Raw genomic sequence first — 21,168 nt, forward strand, 5'->3', positions numbered from 1 at the left:
AATATGAATACTGAAGAGAGCACCTTAGACAGAATAAGAACCAGACCCAGATTTAAAATGTTTACTCATCTTACCAAAGAAGAGTATGCTGAAAACCTGAAAAAATATATGGAAGAGCATACAGATGAGTTTTCAGGTAACATTAATAAAGAAGTAGCTACCATCTGGGTGAAAACAGAATACGACAACTACTGGAAACCCTGTCTTGCCTTAAGGGTTGAGATGGAAGATGAACATACAGCAATACGCGGGGTATTTGGTCCGAGTTCTGCAGTATGGACTTTCTTCATGTTCTTATACTTTTCCTTTTCTATTCTGTGGATGACTTTCTTCACGATGTATTATGTGGAAAAGCAAATAAAAAGCGCCGAATACCCGTGGGCACTGAGCGCTTCTTTTATCATGTTATTCTTTATTCTTCTTACCTATATTGCCGCCAGATTCGGGCAGCATAAAGGAAAAAAAGAAATGCTTAAATTGAGAAGATTTGCAGAAGAATCTACTTTACAATTTGAAAAGAAAATTAATTAGATAGAGATTCTACAGGCTTTTCATTCTGAATAGGTGCAGCTGCTGCTTTTGCTGCTTTGATAGAATCTACCACTTTTTCTCTGTTGTTTTGTTCTTTGAGCATTTTCGGAACATCCGGTTCTAAAAGCCTGGTTAATTCTTCAACAGAAATATTGTTGGCATTAGGATCATCCAGAAGATTTCTCCATGGTTTTCTTCCTCCCCATTTATAATCTCCGAATACCATTACTGCAGTACCTCTGGCTTTGGTGGTTGCACCACCGGGATTCAGAATCCAGGTATCTGCATAGGAATACAGCCATTGGGCATCTTTTCTCAGCAGTCGTAAACAAGAGTGCGAAGCAGGATATCCAGGAAGTGTATATTCATGCCATCCAATTCCTCCAATATTGTGAATATTAAAATTGTATGGAAGTTTCCATTCGGTGCTCACGGTGGAAATAGCAAGTTTCTTTTTCCAGTTGGCAAAAGTAAGTCCTCTGGTGGTCTGGGCTGCTTTTTTACCCATACTTGTTGGTCCCCATTTCACAAGGCTTCCATTAGAATATACGGCAAAAGCCTGTATAGGATATGAGAAAATGACAAACTTTTTCACTCCGCTTAATACATCCAGCTGCATTGGAAATGGTGAGTAGGCCATCAATGTGGTATCTATTTTCGCAGGAACTACCAATGTATCGGCATTCCATTTACTTTTAGAATCTAATCTGTTTAAGGCTAAAATAGCTGTTCTTTCCTCTACAGTATATTTCTTGCTGAATTCTGCATAAACGGAATCACGCATTTTTTTATCCTTAGGAAGAACAAAAGCATTATAAAAACCATTCTCCTGCATAACAGGCGGAACGGATTCTTTTTTTACTACAGGAACAGAATCTTTCTTTATAGAATCCTTTTCTACCTCCTGAACTTCAGAAGAAGAAACAGTATCTTTAAAAGTATCGCTTATTTTATCTATTTCCTTTTTACATGAAGCAAGTAAAAAAGCGCATAAGCAGGCATAAAAAAAGGATTTTTTCACAGATATGTTTTTCATAAATAAATCGGCCATTTAGTTGGACTACCCAGTACAAATATCAGACCTAAATTTGAATCCTAAAAGACATTCGTGAAAATACCGTAAAAAAACGGGGGCTTTACCACTGTAAATGAGGAGTTATTATTAAAGACTGGAAAAAAAACATAGATTCCAAAGGATATTTCCAAACATTGTCATACACGTTATTCGCTACCCTGTTCTCTTGTAGAAATCTATTCCAAAGTCCCGTTTTTCCCCAATCGGTAAACATCCTGATGCCATCTTGCTCCACCTCTGCATCCTGTTATTAAAAGTTTCTTATCTTTTTCTACAGTGACATCACACAGACATGAACATCCTGAGCGGGAAAAATCCGGTTCTTTAAGCTTTTCAAAACATTTGTTTTGTGGATGATACAGATAAATTTCAAACATCCTGTACACTCCCATTCCATCATCAGGAACAGAAAATGCTATATCATCATAACCGTCAAAATAAATAAGCAGATATTGCAGAGAATAGATTCGTACAATGAAATCATTAAGCTAATTGGGGTAAAATAAATAAAATAAAAAAAGTCTTCTATTTCTAGAAGACTTTTTCGCGATCCGGACGGGACTCGAACCCGCGACCTCCGCCGTGACAGGGCGGCATTCTAACCAGCTGAACTACCGGATCAATTAAGGTAGCATTTGCTTTTAACTGGTGCAAATATATACCTTTTTTTAGCTTTTCCAAAGAAACGTGTTCCTTTTATTTCAAAGATTTTGTTAAGGCACAGATTGTCAAATACAAAAAAAATAAGATTTTCTACTTTAAAAACTTTTTAAGAGATTATCCTTCAAAATTCAGGTAATTTTTTCTTCTACAGCAACAATCAACTTTCTATTGAAATATTCATCCGAAACTTACTGTCCCCCTGTTATTATAATAGCAGTAAAAACGATTGTATAAATGCCTACCTGATCTTCTTGTTTATTCTGTTTGTTCGATAACTTCGACAAATTTCTTACACAAAATAGACTTATCATAAACTGTTTCAGCCAGTTTTCTTGCATTTTGTCCCATGCTCTTTACCAATTCAGGATTATCTTTCAGATGGAGTACTTTTTGCACCAGTTCTTCCGGACGGTTTGGATTTACATAATATCCGCAGTGGTACTTTTCTGCTATATCTTTTGTCCAACCGGCAGAGTTGACAATAATCGGTTTTCCTGCAGACAATGAATCGAACAGTTTATTTGGAGAGTTGGTATACAAAATCGGCAGATCCAAAAAGGAAATCATAGAGACATCCGAAAAATTGACAATTTCAGATACATCGGTCATAGGAAACTTTCCGAGAAATTTCACATTTTTAAGATTATTTTTTTCTACTTCGTCTACCAAATCCTGTTCGGTAGAACCTCCTCCTACAAACAAAAATTCGATATCTTCCCTATCTTTTAATAATTTGGCGGATTCAATAATTGAATGAGCTCCGTTTGCTAATCCCAGAGAACCAAAATGAACTATTTTGAATGAATCTTTTTTTAAGCCGAGCTTTTCCATCAGTTGATCGTTTTTTCCCCTCGGCCAGAATTCGTCCATTTTAGCCATATTAGGTATCATTGATGTCTTTTCTTTGGGAATATATTTTGTGACGCCAGCCTGCATACCGGGAGAAAGCGCAATAACACGGGAAGCGTTTTTATAAATCATTTTTTCCAGCAGACGAGTCGTTTTTATTGTCCAGCTGTTTTTTATAGCTCCCATCTGTATAGGTACCTCCGGCCAGAGATCTCTTACTTCAAAAACAAAAGGCTTTTTTTTAAACCACTTTAATATAAGTGCAGGAATACCTATGGTAAGAGGAGTAGATGTAGCAATCACCAGATCGATATCTTTTTGTTTCAATCCTACCACAGAAGATTTGTACATAAATTTCAGGAAAGCCTTTAGCCTTCTGGAAACGCTCATATTCTGGTCATAGTCTTCTTTTATATAAACGACTTCAATACCATCAATGTTTACAACTTTAATATCTTCTGAAAATTTGGATGATGAGGTGAGCATGGTAACTTTATGCCCGTTCTTAATAAGTTCCTGTGCCAGCCAGTACGATCTTGTTCCTCCTGGTTCCTGAGGAGTTACGAAATATTGGTGGATGTATAATATATTCATTATTTTTTTTCTTTATATAATTGTTGATATACTTCAGCTATTCTCTTCCAGTCATGATTTTCTAACAATTGTTCAATATCAAAACTATAATGATCTCGTTTTTGGATTAAACGTTCAAGCCCTCGTTCGATCGCAGAAACAGAAGTGTCTTCTACTTTTTCGCCTATAGAATCATCGTAAAAACCGTCGATTCCTTCATTTTGTGTGTACATTACCGGTAAGCCCTGCAGAAGCGCTTCTATATAGACCAATCCAAAGGTTTCTGCTTTGGAAGGCATTGTAAAGAAGTCACTTCGTTCGTAATAGGATTTTAGAACAGGCAGGCTGTCTACTTTTCCTACAAACTCAAAGGAATGATCATTTTTAATAGAATCCAGGATTCTTTTCTCGTCATTTCCTCCACCTCCGATCAGTGTTAATTTTATCTTATTCTCAATTTTTCGATTATGATTCTTAACAGCATTAATAAGGTTAAAAACATTTTTTCCCTTATTAAATTTCCCTATATAGAGCATCTGAATGCTTTTTTCATTCTCAACATTTTTCCTCTCTACAACCTTTGATTCTATCCAGTAAGGATCTACACCATTTGGGACTACCGTGAGTTTTTGCTGTACATCATTCATGATATAAGACAGTCGGGAATCTTCAAGCATTCTTTTTTTATAGACTGCCGAAATGGTTATGATCTTACTCGCATTCTGAAGAATTTTTTTTCCGTACCCTCTTTCGTGCAGAAAATACTTCAAAAACACATTCAGATCAGTATTACGTACCGCTACTATGTATGGTATATTATATTTTTTGTGAAGTTCATAGGCCACTCCCCCATCGCTGTACCATGTGTGGGCATGAATAAATCTGACAGCCTTGAGGTCTATTTTTGCTTCAATGTCCTGTACGATTTTTTTAATTTTTTTCCGATACAAAACACGATCTGCATATTTTGATAAAATATGACTGTAGATAATCTGAGAGCGGGTATTTTTAAAATCTATTTTATTTTTCCCTATTCTGGAAACCTCCCGAAATGGATTATATACAATCTGCTCCACCCCGTTATTATCCAGCTCTCTCACTAAATTTTTATACACTGTAGATCCTGAGTAATCGTTTGTAATGTGGAGTATCATTTATCTAAAATTTTTAATGTACTATTTAGCTTCTGATTAATATTAATTGTTTCTTTCGAGGGTTCCCAATAAATAATACCGCTTACTTTCCTTCCTTTGTAGCTATAATCTTTTATCAGTTTTAAATAAGTATCATATAAATTTTCATTAACTACACTCCCACCAGAAATTTTATTATAAGGATGAACTTTATACCAGATAAATGGTAATACGGGTTTTTGCACTTTTTCTGCCATTTGAAAGTTCAGATCTAAATTATTTGTGATGTAGTCTTTAAAATAACTATCACCCTTTTCGAAATTAGAATACATTAGATATAATGAAGGAGCAAGGTAATCTACACTTTTTAGTAATGGCTTTAATTTTTCAAAATCATTAAATTTCTTTTGAAAATCATAGTTGAAGTTAAATGGAACACCATATAATACAACCTTTGCATTAGGTCTCATTTTTTTTACCAGATTTACCATATCTACCAGTTTCTTTATATTTGAAGCATAATTGACATCAAATCTGCTTTTCTGCTTGACATCCTGGTAAACCTTATTCTCAATATCAAGTACTATCAAATCAGAATTTTGTACATTAGGTATGATAGAATCAACACCCTGAGCTAAAGTAGTAAGGTCAATGATATTTTGTTTATTACGATCAATGTAATGTTGTCCAAAAAAATAGTAATTTTTTATACAATTTTTACATTGTATATTATACCTTTTATTTTGTGTATATACATTAAATTCTTGTCCATTAAACCAACTTGGCACCAGGCACAGGAGTACGATGAGCATTAAAATATTTTTCATATCTAAAAGTAATAATTGTTAAAATCAATAAATACCATAGTAAATTGTTGGAATAAATATTATTGGAAAACATACTGAAAATAAAAAACTGGCAAAAAATCATCGGAATCCAACCTGTCGAATGATCATTTTGTATAACATACTTTCCTTTTATAAAAAGGGTTCTTATAAATAGTATTACAAGTATCATTCCGATAAAAAAACCTGTTGCCATAAAAGCTTCGACAAAAAGGTTATGGGGATAAGACCCTATGTATGGTTTTGTTTGTATTAAAAAATTCTTTCCGAAAAAAGGATTATCCATAAATTCCCGTAAAGCGACCTTGACTAATTTTTCACGCTCATTATCCTTTTCAAAAGTTGAAACCAATCTGTCTAAAAAATTACTCTTAAACAGGCTTCCAAACAATTCCATGATCTGAAAAAAGAAAACGGAAATAAAAACGGCAGGTATACTCAAGTAAAAAACTCCTTTTGTTCCTTTTTTAATAACAAAATAAAATACAGTCGACAAAATCAAAGCTATAAATGGACTTCTACTTGCTGATACGAAGATAATCAGCGCCCCTAAAACTATACCGGCTATATAAAGAATAGAAAAAATTCCTTTTTTCTCATTTGCCAGCTTATAAATCGATAATAATGCTAACATAGTACCATATTGTCCATATACAAGGACACCTATTTCAAGATCTCCAACATCTCTTCCGGTAACATTACTATTATTTCGTGATAATAATGATACAAAGAGTAAAGCGTATATAGTATAATAAATTATGTTGAGTATTCCCTTAAAGTTTAATTTCTTAAAGTCTAATACCATAAAAGCGAAACAAGGTACTAATACAACTCCAAATGCAAACTGTACATATTCTGAGTAAGTCTTATTGGAAGTAAGTCTGATAGGCTCAAAATAAATATCTTTCAATAGGAAAATGGAATAGATCCCCCAAAAAATTAAGAATAGGGTGTAAAAGCTAAAAGTTTTAATATTAAATTTTTTAGAAAAAACATTGCTGCTGATAATAATAAGGCTGAAAGCTAGTACGAGTACACGATAGATTATATTAATACCCTGTCCTTGTATTTTTAAAATAGAAGGTAAAAAGCTAGATATTAAAAAACCAGCTAAACAAAAGATTACATAAAAATTATAAAACTTTTTAATTTGCATTATGCACTTTATTAATAAAATTTATCCAATTTATTCTCCATTTTTGTTCATTGAAAGAATATTCTACCGTTTCTTTTGCTTTTTCCGAAACTCTTTTTAAAATATCAGGATTTTCAAGCAAAAAGCTTATTTTTTCAATAAAAGCGTTGCTATCAGGATTCATAATGTATCCATTATAATCATCCAGAATAATATTGGTCATTCCCCCAACATTGGAAACAATAGGTACTGCCCCAGCAGCCATTCCTTCTAATAATGAGAATGAAGTCCCCTCACTTCCATAGGTTGGCACTAACGTAATATGATGTTGTAAATTGAACTGCTCAGATTCCCCAATACCATATTTAGTAATGGTGACATTTGGGAAAGAACCGATTTCTTTTATTAATTCATTCTTTAATGGTCCTTCTCCACATATCGTAAATTCTACATTATCATATTTTGCTGTGATATTTTTCACTATATCTATCAAAATATGCACCCCTCTCATCATCTCAAACCTTCTTGCAAAAAGAATTTTAATTTTATCCCCGGCAATCTGATTGATACTGACTTCTTTAGAAATGGTAGCATAATTAGGTATCACTACCGTATTTTCTGAATAATTTCGAGGCAAGATTGTTCTTATCCAGTTTGTAAAATTATAATCTACACATACAACGTTTTTACATATAAGAAAGTCTTTTGCATTTTTGTAACATTGTAAAAGTTTATAGAATATACCTACGATGTTCTTTTTAAAAAATCCGGGAAAGGCATTATAGGAAATATAATCAAATGAAATCCCATGTTGAATAGAAATCGTTTTTGAATATCCTTTTAACTTAAATGCGATCTTATCTGTACCAAAAACAATTATATCATTAACTGAAATTTTATCATTAACCTGGTTAAAAACATCTTTCGTTTGCTTCTTTAATGATTCCTTCGGATTGTTTTTCTTACCTATAATAGTGATTCCTTTATATTCTGACACAAAGTTTTCGTCTGCACCCTGGTAAATTACTACCTCGTATCCTGCATTTTTTAAAGCTGTACCTAGACCTATTAAATAATTCTGAATACCTCCAACTGTAATCTGCTTACCCAAACGATCCATTACCGCTAAATAAAAAATATGTATTTTCATCTGATATTATTGTAATTGATTATAATATTCTTTTAATTTTAAAAACATTTGATCAGATAACGTTTTAAATGCAAGCATTTTCTGCGTTAAATATGTTTTTCGTTGTACATAGTTTTCATTGAGTAAAGAAATCTTGGAATACAAATCTTCCAGATCGAACGGATTTCCCCAGCTATATGAACTTTCAGAATAGGTTTCTGAAATAAACTTTAATTTCTGTTCAACTTCAATTGTTATAAATGGCGTATTCAGTAAGGAAGCGAAGATAGCCCCGTGAAAACGAGCTGTAATAAATAAATCGCACTTTGAAATTTCTTCCAAAAAAGAATCAAATGTATCCTTTTCCGGATTCCAGATGATCATATCCAATTTGTCTTTTTTGCTATACCAATAGGAATCGGATTCGGCATCAAAAAGGATATACTTTATCTCGTATCCATCTTCCTTAAGCTTTTCTGTAGCTTGCTGTAATTTCTCATAGTATTCTCCACCCCCATTTGCATAATTCCAGTCTCTTACAATAACTCCAATCTTCTTTATTTCCTCGGCCTCATTTTTATATGAATCTAAAAAATGGCTGTTAAAAGAATAACAAATATCTGGTGAAAGAATTGGTTTTTTAACGCCCCATTCTCTTGATTTTTTTAAAGCGAATTCGTCTCTTACTCCTACAAATTCAGCTTTAGCAAACAACTCAGCGGTCTTTCTCTCTATAGTTGAGTTTTCTATATCAAAAGGTCCTACACCTACACCAACCAATGCAATGTGTGAAGCATAATTGCTGATCTGGAATTTGTTTTCAATAAAGTTTTTTTTTACTATTCTTTTATCAATATAGTTTTTAATATGGTTGAGATTAAATATCTTATCTTTTAACCCTTTGCTGAAAGTATTTTTTTTAAAATGATAAAATTGTGTTCCTCCTCCATATACTAATAATTTTGAATGTACAGGTTCTTTAAGTTTATGATAATCAACAACTTTAACACCAGGCAAAATATTATTAATATAAGAAGCTGACTGGCAAAGGAGTACAACATCAGTAGAAACTTCATTTAATTCCTTTACAATAGTATACATTAAGGCATCATCACCAAAATTGCCGAAACCATAACCACCTCTTATAACTATATTAGTTTCCATTTTTTTGCTTTAAATAAATATTATCTAATTCCTTATTCTTTAAATAATCACTTATATTAGATCTCTCCTTTATTACTTTTGCAGGATTTCCTCCTATGACAGAAAACTTTGGAACATCTTTTACAACCACACTTCCTGCAGCAATTACTGAACCTTCTCCAATAGTAACTCCAGGTACAATAATTACACTATCTCCAATCCATACATTTTCTTCAATGACAACATCCTTTATAAGTAATTCCTTATCGTAAGGTATTGCCTTAATATCATTAATGTAATTATGATTTGCTGTATAAATTACTACTCTGGGACCTATGATCGTACCTCTTTTTATGATAATTTTTCCAAAACTCGATAAAAATGAATCACGCCCCATGTACACATAGTCTTCTATATGTACATTTTTAATATTTGTAAATTTAAAACCCGTAGAAATTTTACATTTTTTACTTATATTACTATTACCTAGTACCTGTTGAATTCTATAATTATGTATTTTTCCGTCTACAAAATTCTTTATGTGAAATAAAATTTTACCTATCATTTTATATATACTTTATACCATTTATAAAAAGTAAAGAGACTTGCTGCTAATAAAAGAACAGCGATTAAGGTTCTTAAAACAATATTCTCTACACTGATAAAAGACAAACATGCTAATGAAATAATAATGATCAAAACAGCATGTTCCTTGCAAAGAATTAGCTTTTTACTGATAAGCTTTTTTTTCAAGTAGAAAGGAATAAAAATAACAGTATTGACAAAATACCCTATTAAAAAGCCTACTGCTCTTCCTATTGCACCATAATCTATTAAAAAATTACATACAATTATTGTAGTTACAGCCCAGGTCATATTTGAAAAAACACTGAACCACATAAAATTCCCTGCGGCAAAGTTTCTGGCAATCCCCTGCCTTTGTGCTATAATGATCGTTGATAAAGAAACAAATAGTAATGTCAAATACATATCACTATTCTGATATTTCCCTCCATACAATTGAGAAAACAAATCTGGCAAAACTAAAATTGGCAGAAAAAGTACAACTCCAATGACGTATGATTGGTTAATATTAAAGAAGTCAAATCTTTTATTATTTTTACCAAAATTCTTCATTGTAAGTGGATAAGTGACTTGTCCAATTACTCCAAGCAATAAAGTACCTACCTGAGAAAAATTAAAAGTTGCATTATAAATTCCTAGTTGATAATAACCATGTATATGATTTTTTATCAACATGGAATTACAAATCAGTACCACCGGACTTAGCATCATACTGCTTATAAAAGATGGTAGAGTGAAATTATATACTGTTTCTAAATGCTTCTTCTGTCCCTTTATGGTAAACTTTATTTGTTTAAAGTTTAATTCTCTCTGCAATAATATTGCTGAACAGAGCCAAATAGAAAAATTAATTATAACAAGAGAAACAACAACACCATAAATCCCAAATTTATATGCAGAAAATAATATCAATGGTAATGAAAGCATCCCATTTACCATATTGACAAATGATATGCTTTTAAAATTTTCAAGACCAGCAAGAGCACCAGTTTGCAATCCGTTAAGGGATGAGAAAAAAATAGCAAAAGCACACAGCAGTACCTCCTTAGACATATTCTGATTTCCCACTATATACTCACCTACCTGTTTATTAAAAACTAAGGAAAGAACAAGTATTGCCGCTGCTAAAAAGAATACTGACAATCTTGTTAAAGAATAAATCTCACTGGCCTTTTTCTTATCATTATCTGCATATAAAGCAAGATATTTTGTAGCAGTTACACCAAAGCTTGCAAGGCTGAATGTAGTAAATGTATTAATGTACGATTGCAATAATCCCAACTTTCCGTATTCGTCTACCGTCAATATTCTTGCAACTAAAAAAAGAGCTATAAAAACAAATCCTTTAGATATAAGAGTTCCCAAAAAGGACCAAAATACTCCTTTAATTATCTTTTGTTGGTTTCCCGTCCCTAAAACTTTCTTATATAATGATTTTATATTCACCTTTCAAAATTATTTGGATGATATAAAGTCTACGATTCTTTTGCACGCCTTCCCATCTCCATACGGGTTATGAAGCTCACTCATTGATTGATAACGTTCACCATTATCGAGTAAACTTTGTGTTTCTGAAACAATTTTATTTTTATCTGTTCCTACTAAAATGACTGTTCCGGCATCTACCGCTTCCGGACGCTCGGTTGTATCCCTCATTACTAAAACCGGCTTACCCAAACTTGGAGCTTCCTCTTGAACCCCTCCTGAATCTGTAATGATCATGTAAGACTTATTCATAAGCCACACAAACGCGGGATAAGCTAGAGGAGATATCAAATGAATATTATCAATCCCTGATAGAATTTTATAAACAGGTTCCTTTACGTTTGGATTTAAATGAACAGGATATATCACCTGTACATCTGGATTCTCAACTGCAACTTCCTTAAGGGCTTCACAGATATTTATAAATCCCGCTCCGTGATTTTCGCGTCGATGGCCAGTTACCAATATAAGTCTCTTTGAGGAGTCAACGATACTTTTCAAATGATCAATTTCATTATTGGATATTGTGTTGACTCTGTCAGTACTATCTAATAAAGCATCGATAACAGTATTCCCAGTTACAAGAATATTTTCATTTTTTATATTCTCATTTAATAAATTTTGTTTCGATTGTTCGGTTGGTGCAAAATGATAGTCTGATATACGTCCAGCAACCTGGCGATTTATTTCCTCTGGAAATGGTGATCTTTTATTATGTGTTCTTAATCCTGCTTCTACATGGCAAACTTTAGCTCCTGCGTAAAAAGAAGCGATACTTGCAGCCATTGTTGTTGTTGTATCTCCATGAACATACACAAAATCAGGTTTAAACTCTTCGAGAATAGGACGAAGTCCTGTAATAATATCGGCTGTAAGAGTATATAAATTTTGATTAGGCTTCATTAAGTTTAAGTCATAATCAGGCTTTATATCAAAAAAGTCAAGTACTTGATCCAACATTTCTCTATGCTGGGCAGTCACACAGACCCTTGTTTCAAAATCGTCACGTTGTAAAAGTTCCTTTACTAAGGGAGCCATTTTTATAGCTTCTGGACGAGTTCCAAATATAATTAGATGTTTTGTCTTACTCATTAAATTAATTATAATGCAGTTATATTTTTAATCATTACCAAATAGATCCCTTGTGTACACTTTTTCCTGTACATCGGCAAGTTCAGGTGCATTACGGTTAGAAATAATGACATCGCATTCTTTCTTGAAAAGTTCTAAATCTTTTACCACTTTGGAACCGAAAAAGGCCTCCTCATTAAGGGCTGGTTCAAAGACTTCCACTTCCACTCCTTTAGCTTTAATCCTTTTCATGACTCCCTGTATGGCAGATGCCCTGAAATTGTCCGAGCCTGATTTCATAATCAGACGGTAAACTCCTACTTTTTTGGGCTTTTTGGCCAATACAGAATCTGCGATAAAATCTTTACGGGTTCTGTTGGCATCTACAATTGCCTGAATAATATTATTGGGAACAGCGGTATAATTTGCCAAAAGCTGTTTAGTATCTTTAGGCAGGCAGTATCCTCCATATCCGAAAGATGGATTATTATAATGTGAACCAATTCTTGGGTCCAGACCAACACCTTCTACAATCTGGCGTGTATCCAGTTCATGGATCTGAGCATAGCTGTCTAATTCGTTAAAATAAGCAACCCTCAATGCCAAATAAGTATTTGAAAACAATTTAATAGCTTCTGCTTCGGTAGGATTAGTAAACAAAACCGGAATATCCTTTTTTACCGCACCTTCTTTCAGTAATTCTGCAAAAATCCTTGCTCTTTCGCTCTGTTCCCCGACGATAATTCTGGAAGGATACAAATTATCATACAACGCTTTGCCTTCCCTCAAAAATTCAGGAGAAAATACCACGTTATCTGAATGCATTCTGCTTTTTAAATCTACGGTATAACCTACCGGAACTGTAGATTTAATAATAATGACAGCATCAGAATTATACTCTGCTATTTCCTTTATTACATTTTCAACACTACTTGTGTCGAAATAGTTAGTAGTAGGGTCATAATCTGTGGGTGTCGCAACAATAATATATTCCGCTTTATCGTAAGCTTCCTTTTTATCTAAAGTAGCTTTGAAATTAAGTGGTTTAGTACTGAGAAATGTGCTGATCTCTTGATCTTCAATAGGAGATTTTTTAGAATTAAGCAATTCTACTCTTTCCGGAACAATATCTAAAGCTACAACTTCATTATGCTGAGCCAATAAGACGGCATTAGATAAACCAACATATCCTGTTCCTACTACTGCTATTTTCATTCTCTGATTTTTTATAAACGGTTATCGTATTTCTCTAAAATTCCCTTAACATCATACACAACTCCTCCTTCTTTCAGATACTGGGAAAGATCAATATTCAGGAATTCGTCATGAGAAACTGTGAGAACCACTGCATCAAATTTTTCATTCACATCGTCCAGAGAACTTGTAGATTTTATACCATATTCGTGCATTACCTCTTCCGGGTTTGCCCAAGGATCATACGTTGTAACCTCTATAGAATAATCTTCTAATGCATTGATAACATCTGCGGCTTTCGTATTTCTTACATCCGGGCAGTTTTCCTTAAAAGTGATTCCAAGATTCAGTACTTTGGCATCCGGAATGTTGATTCTTTTTTTAATCATCGTTTTTACGACCTCGGAAGCTACAAATTGCCCCATAGAATCATTCAGTCTTCTCGCTGTAAGGATAAGCTCAGAATAATATCCTACATCCTGCGCTTTCTGGGCAAGATAGAAAGGGTCTACCCCGATGCAGTGCCCTCCTACCAATCCGGGTTTGAATTTCAGGAAATTCCATTTCGTTCCTGCAGCTTCCAGAACTGCATGTGTATCGATATTCAAGAGATTAAATATCTTTGCAAGCTCATTCACAAAAGCAATATTAATATCACGCTGTGAATTTTCGATCACTTTTGAAGCTTCAGCTACTTTGATCGTTGGTGCCAGATGCGTACCTGCTGCAATTACAGATTTATATAATTCGTCTACTTTTTCACCAATTTCCGGTGTAGAACCTGAAGTTACTTTTAAAATTTTCTCTACGGTTCGTTCCTTATCTCCCGGGTTGATTCTTTCAGGAGAATATCCGGCAAAAAAATCTTCGTTAAACTTTAATCCGGAAACCTTTTCCAGCACAGGGATACATTCTTCTTCTGTAACGCCGGGATAAACAGTAGATTCATAAATAACAATATCTCCTTTTTTCAATACTTTTCCCACTGTTTCTGACGCTTTGTATAAAGGCGTCAGGTCGGGACGGTTATGTCTGTCTACCGGTGTAGGAACAGTTACAATATAGATGTTAGCCTCTTTAATATCTTCAAGATCAGATGAACAAAGCAGTCCTTTTGATGAGCCTGAAAATGGGTTCTCTTTTACTAAAACCGGCTGCAATACTTCATCTTCCACCTCCAAAGTAGAGTCTTTTCCGCTATTAAGTTCTGCAATTCTGGTCTGATTAATATCAAACCCAACGACCGCGTATTTTGTTGCAAATAAACGGGCCAGAGGTAATCCTACATATCCCAATCCGATTACCCCGATTTTGTTCTGTATATTCATATTATATGTGATGTTCTTACTTTATTTTAAGGTTTATTTTGAAGAATTGATTATTTATTAAAAAGCTTTTGCCACCATTTTTTCTTCTTATCAGCTGTATATCCGTAACCGTAGCCATAGTTGTATCCGTACCCATAACCACCAACATTTTTAGCAACATCATTGATTACGAAAGAAACGTTTGTTATTTTTGATTCTTTAACCAGTTTATTTGCAAAATCTATTAATATTTTTCTTGATACTCCCGATCTCACCACATACAAAGATGCATCGGCTGTATCAGAAATACTCAATGTGTCTGAAACAAGCATCAGAGGAGCAGAATCAATCACAATATATTCATAACGCGAAGACATCTCATCGATAAGCTTCTGATAACGACCGTTGGAAAGAAGCTCCTGAGGATTGGGAGGAATAGATCCTGCATAAATTACATCACATTCAGGATTAGTATCAGAAGTATGTATAAGATCTTCCACATCTGTGGTTTCATCATATAAATATTCTGTAAGACCAGCATTCTTAATACGCTCATCATCATATCTCTGTATCTGCGGATTTCTGACATCCGAACCAATTAGCAATGATCTTCCGTTTTTGCTTCCTAATGTCAGAGCCAGATTCACTGAAACCAGTGTTTTTCCTTCTCCTTTCACTGAAGAAGTTACCAATATAACTTTCGCCGTCTCTTTCTTGGGAAGTAGAAATTTAAGATTGGAAACCAATATTCTGAATGCTTCAGCCAATTCTGTGAAATCGTTTTTCTGTACCAGGTGAACCTGATTTTCTTTAAGAGCAGGGATATCTGCAAGTACTCCAAGTGATGAATTTTCTGAAATATCTGTACGGTTGTAGATTTTATCATCCCACATAAAGAAAAGATAGAATACCCCAAACGGTAACATTAATCCTAATAAAACAGCAGCCAAAAGAATGATATTCTTCTTAGGTGAAACCGGAACATCATCCGTATAAGCAGGGTTTACAATTTTAGCTTTCGGAACATTAACAGAAAGATTGATTGCATTTTCTTCCCTTTTCTGCAAAAGGAAAAGAAAAAGCTGTTCTTTAAGGTTCTGCTGACGTTCGATACCTCTATAGATTTTCGACTGTCCCGGAACTTTTTCAATCATTCCTGTGTTAGCAGAAATCTGACTGTTCACCTGGGCAATAGATGCCTGGATTGTTGCTTTTTGCTGACGGATGTTATCTCTTACAATTTCTTTTAGTGAAGAAATTTCTTTATTCATTTCTATTACCGCAGGATTCTCATTGGTTGCCTGCTTCAAAGTTTTGTTTCTTGTGATAACCAGCGTATTATACTGCGAAATTGCCTGTTCCAAAGAAGGATTAAGTCCTAGGTTTGAAGGCATAAGCTGATTATCTCCTTTTGAAGCTTCATTTTGAAGAGAGTTAAGAAGATCCAGCTGAGTTTTCTGCTGAAGAAGCTCCTTTGTGCTTTCGTTTGTATTTTGAAGCGCCAATTGAGCCTGCGTCTGCAGGTCTACGATTTGATTACGGTTCTGGAAATCTTCTTTCTGATTCTCAACACCGGAAAGATCCCGCGAAATTACTTCTAATCGTTTATCAATAAACTCCTGTGTATTCTGAGCTTGTAAGTTCTTATCTGTCAGCCCATCCAGATTATATTGTTTAGTAACTTCATTAAGGATAGCTTCTGATTTTTCGGGAACAGTTCCTACAATGCTAATATCCATAAGCATCGCTTTCTGATCCGGAAGATCAACCTGGATCTTCTTTTCCAAAGATTTTACCTTCTCTATTGGATTCCAGAAAACAATTTTATATTTATCTTTAAAGGTAAGACCTGGAACTTTTTGAAGAACAACAGTTCCAAAATCAAGCGGCAGGTTTTTATCAAAAGTCCCTTTTATTTTTTTGTTTTCCTTATCTTCTAAAACAAATTCGTTTCCATTTACCTCTTTTACCATATATTGGGAGGAAACAAATTTTTTGACATTATTATAAGAAATAATTTTTGCAACAATCGGTACCTTGGTAAACAATTCGGAATCCCTTATCTCACCTGAATTATAATATTGTATATTAAGATTTAGGTTTTCAACAACTTTCATCAGGATAGGTCTTGAGCTTACGACAGCAACTTCACTTTTGAGTTCATCTGCATTTCCTAAACCAAGGCCTAAATTATCTAAATCGATTAATGCACCTGTTAAATCGGATTGTTTTTTATCAAATTTTAAAGTAGTAGTCGACTGATATTGAGGTACTGCGTATCTCAGATATATAAAGGCTATAATAACAAGTAATAAGACAGATGCTATAAACCAAGGCCATTTGACTAAATACTTTCCAATGATCTTTCTTAAATCTAAAGATTCTTCACTTTCCTGAAATTCTATCTGCTGCATATTTTATTTACGAGTTAAAGCAATAATAAGTGTACCAGCTGTCAGTAAAGCACCAATAATCTGGAATGTAAGGGCCCGGTTAGGATTTGAGTTAGCCTGAACCTGTTTGTTTTTGTCCGGCTGTACATACAATATGTCATTTTGCTTCATATAATAGTATGGTGAGCTCACAATATCAGATCTGGTAAGATCTATATTAACAATCTGATCTGTCCCGCTATCATCACTACGAATAAGTTTAACATGGGTACGGTCTCCAAAATCAGTCATGTCCCCTGCAAGTCCGAGTGCCTGAAAAATATTGATCTTCTGAGAAACACTTTCTTTCTGCCCGGGTTCTTTCACTTCTCCCAAAACACTTACATTGAAATTCTTAAGGGTAATAGTTACCAACGGATCTGTCAGATACCTCTTAAGACGTGATTCAAGTTCCTGTTTTAGCTGAACCTGCGTCATTCCTTTAGTATAGACATTTCCTAAAACCGGAAAAGAGATATAACCTTCTTCATTCACAAGATATTGACTTGGTTCTACATACTGGTTAATTCCCCTGCTACCATCACCTCCTACCTTGTTTGCTGTATTAAGGTTAAAAGGTTTCACAGCAATTTCATCAAGTGCTGATACAAGGATCATGAGAACATCGCCCTCCTGAATATGTAAGCCCTGAAACTTGGCTTTTGCAACCTCCTCTTCCATATTATGCTTTGACATATATACCATATTCTGCTTCGGTCTGCATGACAATAAAGTAACCGATAACAGTACTATATATGCAATAATCGTTTTATTCATATGTTATTATTCTTATCTACTTGTGTTATTATTTAGGTTTATAGAATTGATTTCAACTATATTCAAATAATATTTGCAATAAAATCATTATATTATTTAAATATTTTAAAACGTACTTTAAATTCTCATGTTAAAATCACTTCTTTCTCTAGCAATTTTCATTCCGTTTAAAAACAAAACGGCGAAATTATTATTTTAATATGAATTTTTTTATTTAATAAATTCTTTAATTTTAATTATATGCTTCATTTTCAGATATTCTGTAGTACTTGTAAATTTGCAACTACATTTTTTTTTTACAATCCATTAGTTTAAACTCCTCATTCCAATCCTAATCTCGGCATGTTCCAAACTTGAGGAATTATTCTGACATATACTTCTTTAAAAAATTCGGGCGCCATTTTGAAAATCAGATAAACAGAGAAAAATAAAAACAGAACATAGGATAGATAAACAGGTTGATCCGGTACAAAAGGTACCATACCATTCAATCCCGGAAATACCAGAAATGCACTGATGTACAACCACACAGTTTTAAAAAAATCAAAAGAAACAGAATATCTTTTAATTTCCCTTTCTGGTTTAATTTTAAGCATAACCAGAATAGTAATTCCTGTTACTGAGACTAGTTTTTCATTTTGAAGCCCAATCGAATGAATTTGTACCTCTAGGCTTTTTAAAAGTAAATATGAAATTGAAGCTAAAAAAAATATGAAAGAAATATCAATAAGAAAAACCGGCCATCCGATCACATATTTTAACTTCCTGATTTTAAAAACATTCCCCATACACAAATAAATCTAAAAGTAGATTTTCCATTAATTCAACAACCGGTGGTTTCTATTATCGAGCGAAGATAATAATTATAATTAATATTTTTAATGACATACGCCAATTTTTATTCAAAACATAAATCTTATAATAGAAATACTTCGGCAAATAAATTCAAAAACAAATCATAAAATTAATCATCATCTTTTTTATTGAAATTTGATATAGAAAAAAATACAAAAATTAGGAAATAAAGCAATATTTTTTCACTCACTATAATTACTTTGAACCGTATCGGACCATTCATCCCAAAAAATACCCGAAAATAAAGCTAAATAACACATGTAGTATTATTGATGTACCCTGTTATTCTTTTTCCAATCTTCATATCTTGTAGATTTGCAACACAAATAAGATGATTTAAAAAGATGAAAAAAAATGTTTTATTATTAGGTAGTATTCTAATTTCTTTACAAACATTCTCCCAGGTGGGAATTAATACTACAACTCCTCAGGCCAGTTTAGATGTAACAGGAAAGCCCACTTCTACCAATGTACTAGATGGCATTATTGCACCGAGAATTTCAGGAACCCAGCTTAGAGCAAAGACCTATACAGCCAGCCAGACAGGAGCAATGGTTTATGTTACAGCTGCTGATACAGCCCCGGCTGGCCAGACTGTTGATATTAAAAGCTCCGGTTATTATTATTTTGACGGCAGCCTGAATAAGTGGCAAAAGCTGAATGCAGGAAATATAACCGCCGGAGACCTTACGCCGGATGCCTTTATTGACGACCCTGCTAATACAATGGTAAAATTAGGGAATACTTCTTCCGGTACAGGAAGGGTAGCCAATACTGATTTTGTGATTAAAGACGATGGCACGGTAGGAATCGGTACATCATCTCCGGACAGCGGATTACATATAAAAGAAAATTCTACAACGGGAAGTCATCAGATAAAAGTAGAATCTGTAAGCAATGCTCCTTTGATTGCGTTAGAAAGAACCGGAAGCAATAACTTATCTGCCGGAACGGAGCTTGGAAAAGTATCCTTTAATGGAAAGATTTCAGGAGCTGATTTTTCATTAGCAGGGATAAAAGCCAATTATTGGGGAAATGGAACAACCAACTCTTCATCTCTTACATTTTCTACCAGTGACCGGCCAGCTGCAGTAATCAATGAGAACGGGAATATGGGAATAGGCCGTTCTGATATCAATTATGCAATGTCTCCTACCCAAAAGCTAGATGTAGATGGAAATGTAAGATTCAGAGGTGTTCCGGATGAAACAGGTGTAACCTCTACAGAAAGAATTATCGTATTGAAAAGTGATGGCACGGCAAAAAAAGTTCCTTTGGAATCGATGTATCCTCCTGACAAATTCAGTTTAGATGATATATTAGTCAACAAGGCAGGAGGTTCGGTACATTACGATTTCGACTACCCTACTACATCTTACTCAAATATAGATTTAGCCAGTTTTAGCAGAACCATTACCATCCCTCCCAATACCATTGGCAGAGTATCTTTGAACTATTCTATTCCTGCCGGTACTCATACTGCCAACTGTCCAAATCCGGACAGAGTATCTTACATCGGGGTTACATTTTACAAAAATGATGTAGAACAGCAGGAAGGCTCCAGAAAAGTATCCATAAGAGGATTAACTTCAGGTGCAAGAATGGGAACCATTAATGGTAATTTTTCAGAAGACATCACCAATAATACTTCTTCTGATATGACTGTAACCTATAGGCTAGCAGGATATGCAGAAGGGTTTGGGACAGGAACATGTATGCTTGTTTACAATATGTGGGATGGAGGAACCCAACCGAATTACAATTGGGGACGTGGAACCATGACCGTTCAAATGTTTAAAAAACCTTTATAGACGGTACCCGTAAATAATATATTTGATAAAAGATTACAGAATCCGGTATAGCAATATTCCGGATTTTATAATTATGACCCCTTGTCATTGAAATCAAAGCTGCTTTGGAAAAGACTTAAGGATATATTTTCTAAGGCATGCATTCTTTAGCCTATTTTGTAAATATACTTGTCTATGCAACCATAGAAAAACATAAAGAATCAAGAATGCAATACTATTTTAAAGAAACAAAATCTTATTATCTGATATGACACGATGAAACTACTTTTGCACTTGATCCGTAAAAACTGAAGATTTTAGTCAGAGGTATAAGAAATGATTTGGATAACACCCAGCTATAAAAAAAAGCACAGATTATGCATTTCCATCCAAAAGATATCTTGTTTTCATATGTCCTATTCAATAAAAATACAGCATAGACTTTGTTATTCTATGAAAGAATCTACCCATCCTAAAGGAAGGGTGTAAATAAGTTAAAACCCCATTTATATTAAAACAAAGTACACACAGAGTAAAAGCGGTAAACGCAATTGAATATTCATTAACAAATAAAAAGCCTGTAAAAAAATACAGGC

General features: G+C 33.9%; 17 protein-coding genes and 1 tRNA gene. 2 read left to right on the top strand and 16 right to left on the bottom strand.

Features of this window, described 5'->3' with window-relative positions; genetic code table 11:
- Positions 1–3: 3 nt before the first annotated feature.
- Positions 4–531, top strand: coding sequence for a hypothetical protein (locus RAH34_RS14220; protein ID WP_114821433.1), 528 nt, complete (start codon positions 4–6; stop codon positions 529–531).
- Here the strand turns inward: RAH34_RS14220 and RAH34_RS14225 are convergent.
- From RAH34_RS14225 to RAH34_RS14300, 16 genes are all read right to left on the bottom strand, one after another.
- A complete protein-coding gene (locus RAH34_RS14225) occupies positions 524–1,552 on the bottom strand; it encodes a L,D-transpeptidase (RefSeq protein ID WP_306596562.1) in 1,029 nt (342 codons plus the stop codon). The genes RAH34_RS14220 and RAH34_RS14225 overlap by 8 nt on opposite strands.
- A 230-nt stretch (positions 1,553–1,782) precedes the next feature.
- A complete protein-coding gene (locus tag RAH34_RS14230) occupies positions 1,783–1,983 on the bottom strand; it encodes a hypothetical protein (RefSeq protein WP_114821432.1) in 201 nt (66 codons plus the stop codon).
- Between the two features lie 170 nt (positions 1,984–2,153).
- Positions 2,154–2,227 (bottom strand) — tRNA-Asp (locus tag RAH34_RS14235).
- Positions 2,228–2,524: 297 nt separating this feature from the next.
- Positions 2,525–3,712 (bottom strand): glycosyltransferase family 4 protein, encoded by a 1,188-nt coding sequence (locus RAH34_RS14240; RefSeq protein WP_114821431.1) that lies wholly within the window; start codon positions 3,710–3,712, stop codon positions 2,525–2,527.
- A complete protein-coding gene (locus tag RAH34_RS14245) occupies positions 3,712–4,845 on the bottom strand; it encodes a glycosyltransferase (protein ID WP_306596563.1) in 1,134 nt (377 codons plus the stop codon). Before RAH34_RS14245 ends, RAH34_RS14240 begins: the two co-directional genes overlap by 1 nt.
- Positions 4,842–5,651, bottom strand: a complete 810-nt coding sequence (locus RAH34_RS14250) for a hypothetical protein (RefSeq protein WP_114821429.1) — start codon at positions 5,649–5,651, stop codon at positions 4,842–4,844. The genes RAH34_RS14245 and RAH34_RS14250 overlap by 4 nt, the downstream gene beginning before the upstream one ends.
- The gene (locus RAH34_RS14255) at positions 5,596–6,825 is read right to left on the bottom strand and encodes an O-antigen ligase (RefSeq protein WP_306596564.1); all 1,230 of its coding nucleotides are present in this window, start codon (positions 6,823–6,825) and stop codon (positions 5,596–5,598) included. The genes RAH34_RS14250 and RAH34_RS14255 overlap by 56 nt, the downstream gene beginning before the upstream one ends.
- A complete protein-coding gene (locus RAH34_RS14260; protein ID WP_114821427.1) occupies positions 6,815–7,954 on the bottom strand; it encodes a glycosyltransferase family 4 protein in 1,140 nt (379 codons plus the stop codon). The genes RAH34_RS14255 and RAH34_RS14260 overlap by 11 nt, the downstream gene beginning before the upstream one ends.
- Positions 7,955–7,960: 6 nt before the next feature.
- Positions 7,961–9,097, bottom strand: a complete 1,137-nt coding sequence (locus RAH34_RS14265) for a polysaccharide pyruvyl transferase family protein (RefSeq protein WP_306596565.1) — start codon at positions 9,095–9,097, stop codon at positions 7,961–7,963.
- On the bottom strand, positions 9,087–9,641 hold the full coding sequence (locus tag RAH34_RS14270) for a DapH/DapD/GlmU-related protein (protein ID WP_114821425.1): 555 nt from the start codon (positions 9,639–9,641) through the stop codon (positions 9,087–9,089). Before RAH34_RS14270 ends, RAH34_RS14265 begins: the two co-directional genes overlap by 11 nt.
- The gene (locus RAH34_RS14275) at positions 9,638–11,107 is read right to left on the bottom strand and encodes an oligosaccharide flippase family protein (protein WP_306596566.1); all 1,470 of its coding nucleotides are present in this window, start codon (positions 11,105–11,107) and stop codon (positions 9,638–9,640) included. The genes RAH34_RS14270 and RAH34_RS14275 overlap by 4 nt, the downstream gene beginning before the upstream one ends.
- A gap of 9 nt (positions 11,108–11,116) precedes the next feature.
- Positions 11,117–12,238 carry a non-hydrolyzing UDP-N-acetylglucosamine 2-epimerase gene (wecB, locus tag RAH34_RS14280; RefSeq protein ID WP_114821423.1) on the bottom strand — a complete coding sequence of 374 codons (1,122 nt, stop codon included), beginning with the start codon at positions 12,236–12,238 and terminating at the stop codon, positions 11,117–11,119.
- A 27-nt stretch (positions 12,239–12,265) separates the two neighbouring features.
- On the bottom strand, positions 12,266–13,432 hold the full coding sequence (locus RAH34_RS14285) for a nucleotide sugar dehydrogenase (protein ID WP_306596567.1): 1,167 nt from the start codon (positions 13,430–13,432) through the stop codon (positions 12,266–12,268).
- Between the two features lie 11 nt (positions 13,433–13,443).
- Positions 13,444–14,739: a nucleotide sugar dehydrogenase gene (locus tag RAH34_RS14290; protein ID WP_114821421.1), complete on the bottom strand. Its 1,296-nt coding sequence runs from the start codon at positions 14,737–14,739 to the stop codon at positions 13,444–13,446.
- 50 nt (positions 14,740–14,789) lie between these two features.
- Positions 14,790–17,132, bottom strand: coding sequence for a polysaccharide biosynthesis tyrosine autokinase (locus RAH34_RS14295; RefSeq protein ID WP_306596568.1), 2,343 nt, complete (start codon positions 17,130–17,132; stop codon positions 14,790–14,792).
- 3 nt (positions 17,133–17,135) lie between these two features.
- Positions 17,136–17,846 (bottom strand): polysaccharide biosynthesis/export family protein, encoded by a 711-nt coding sequence (locus RAH34_RS14300; RefSeq protein ID WP_228412004.1) that lies wholly within the window; start codon positions 17,844–17,846, stop codon positions 17,136–17,138.
- A 1,280-nt stretch (positions 17,847–19,126) separates the two neighbouring features.
- Here RAH34_RS14300 and RAH34_RS14305 point away from each other — a divergent pair.
- Positions 19,127–20,593, top strand: coding sequence for a hypothetical protein (locus RAH34_RS14305; RefSeq protein WP_306596569.1), 1,467 nt, complete (start codon positions 19,127–19,129; stop codon positions 20,591–20,593).
- Positions 20,594–21,168 lie beyond the last annotated feature (575 nt).

The organism is Chryseobacterium sp. WLY505 (genome assembly GCF_030846215.1).
GTDB lineage: Bacteria > Bacteroidota > Bacteroidia > Flavobacteriales > Weeksellaceae > Chryseobacterium.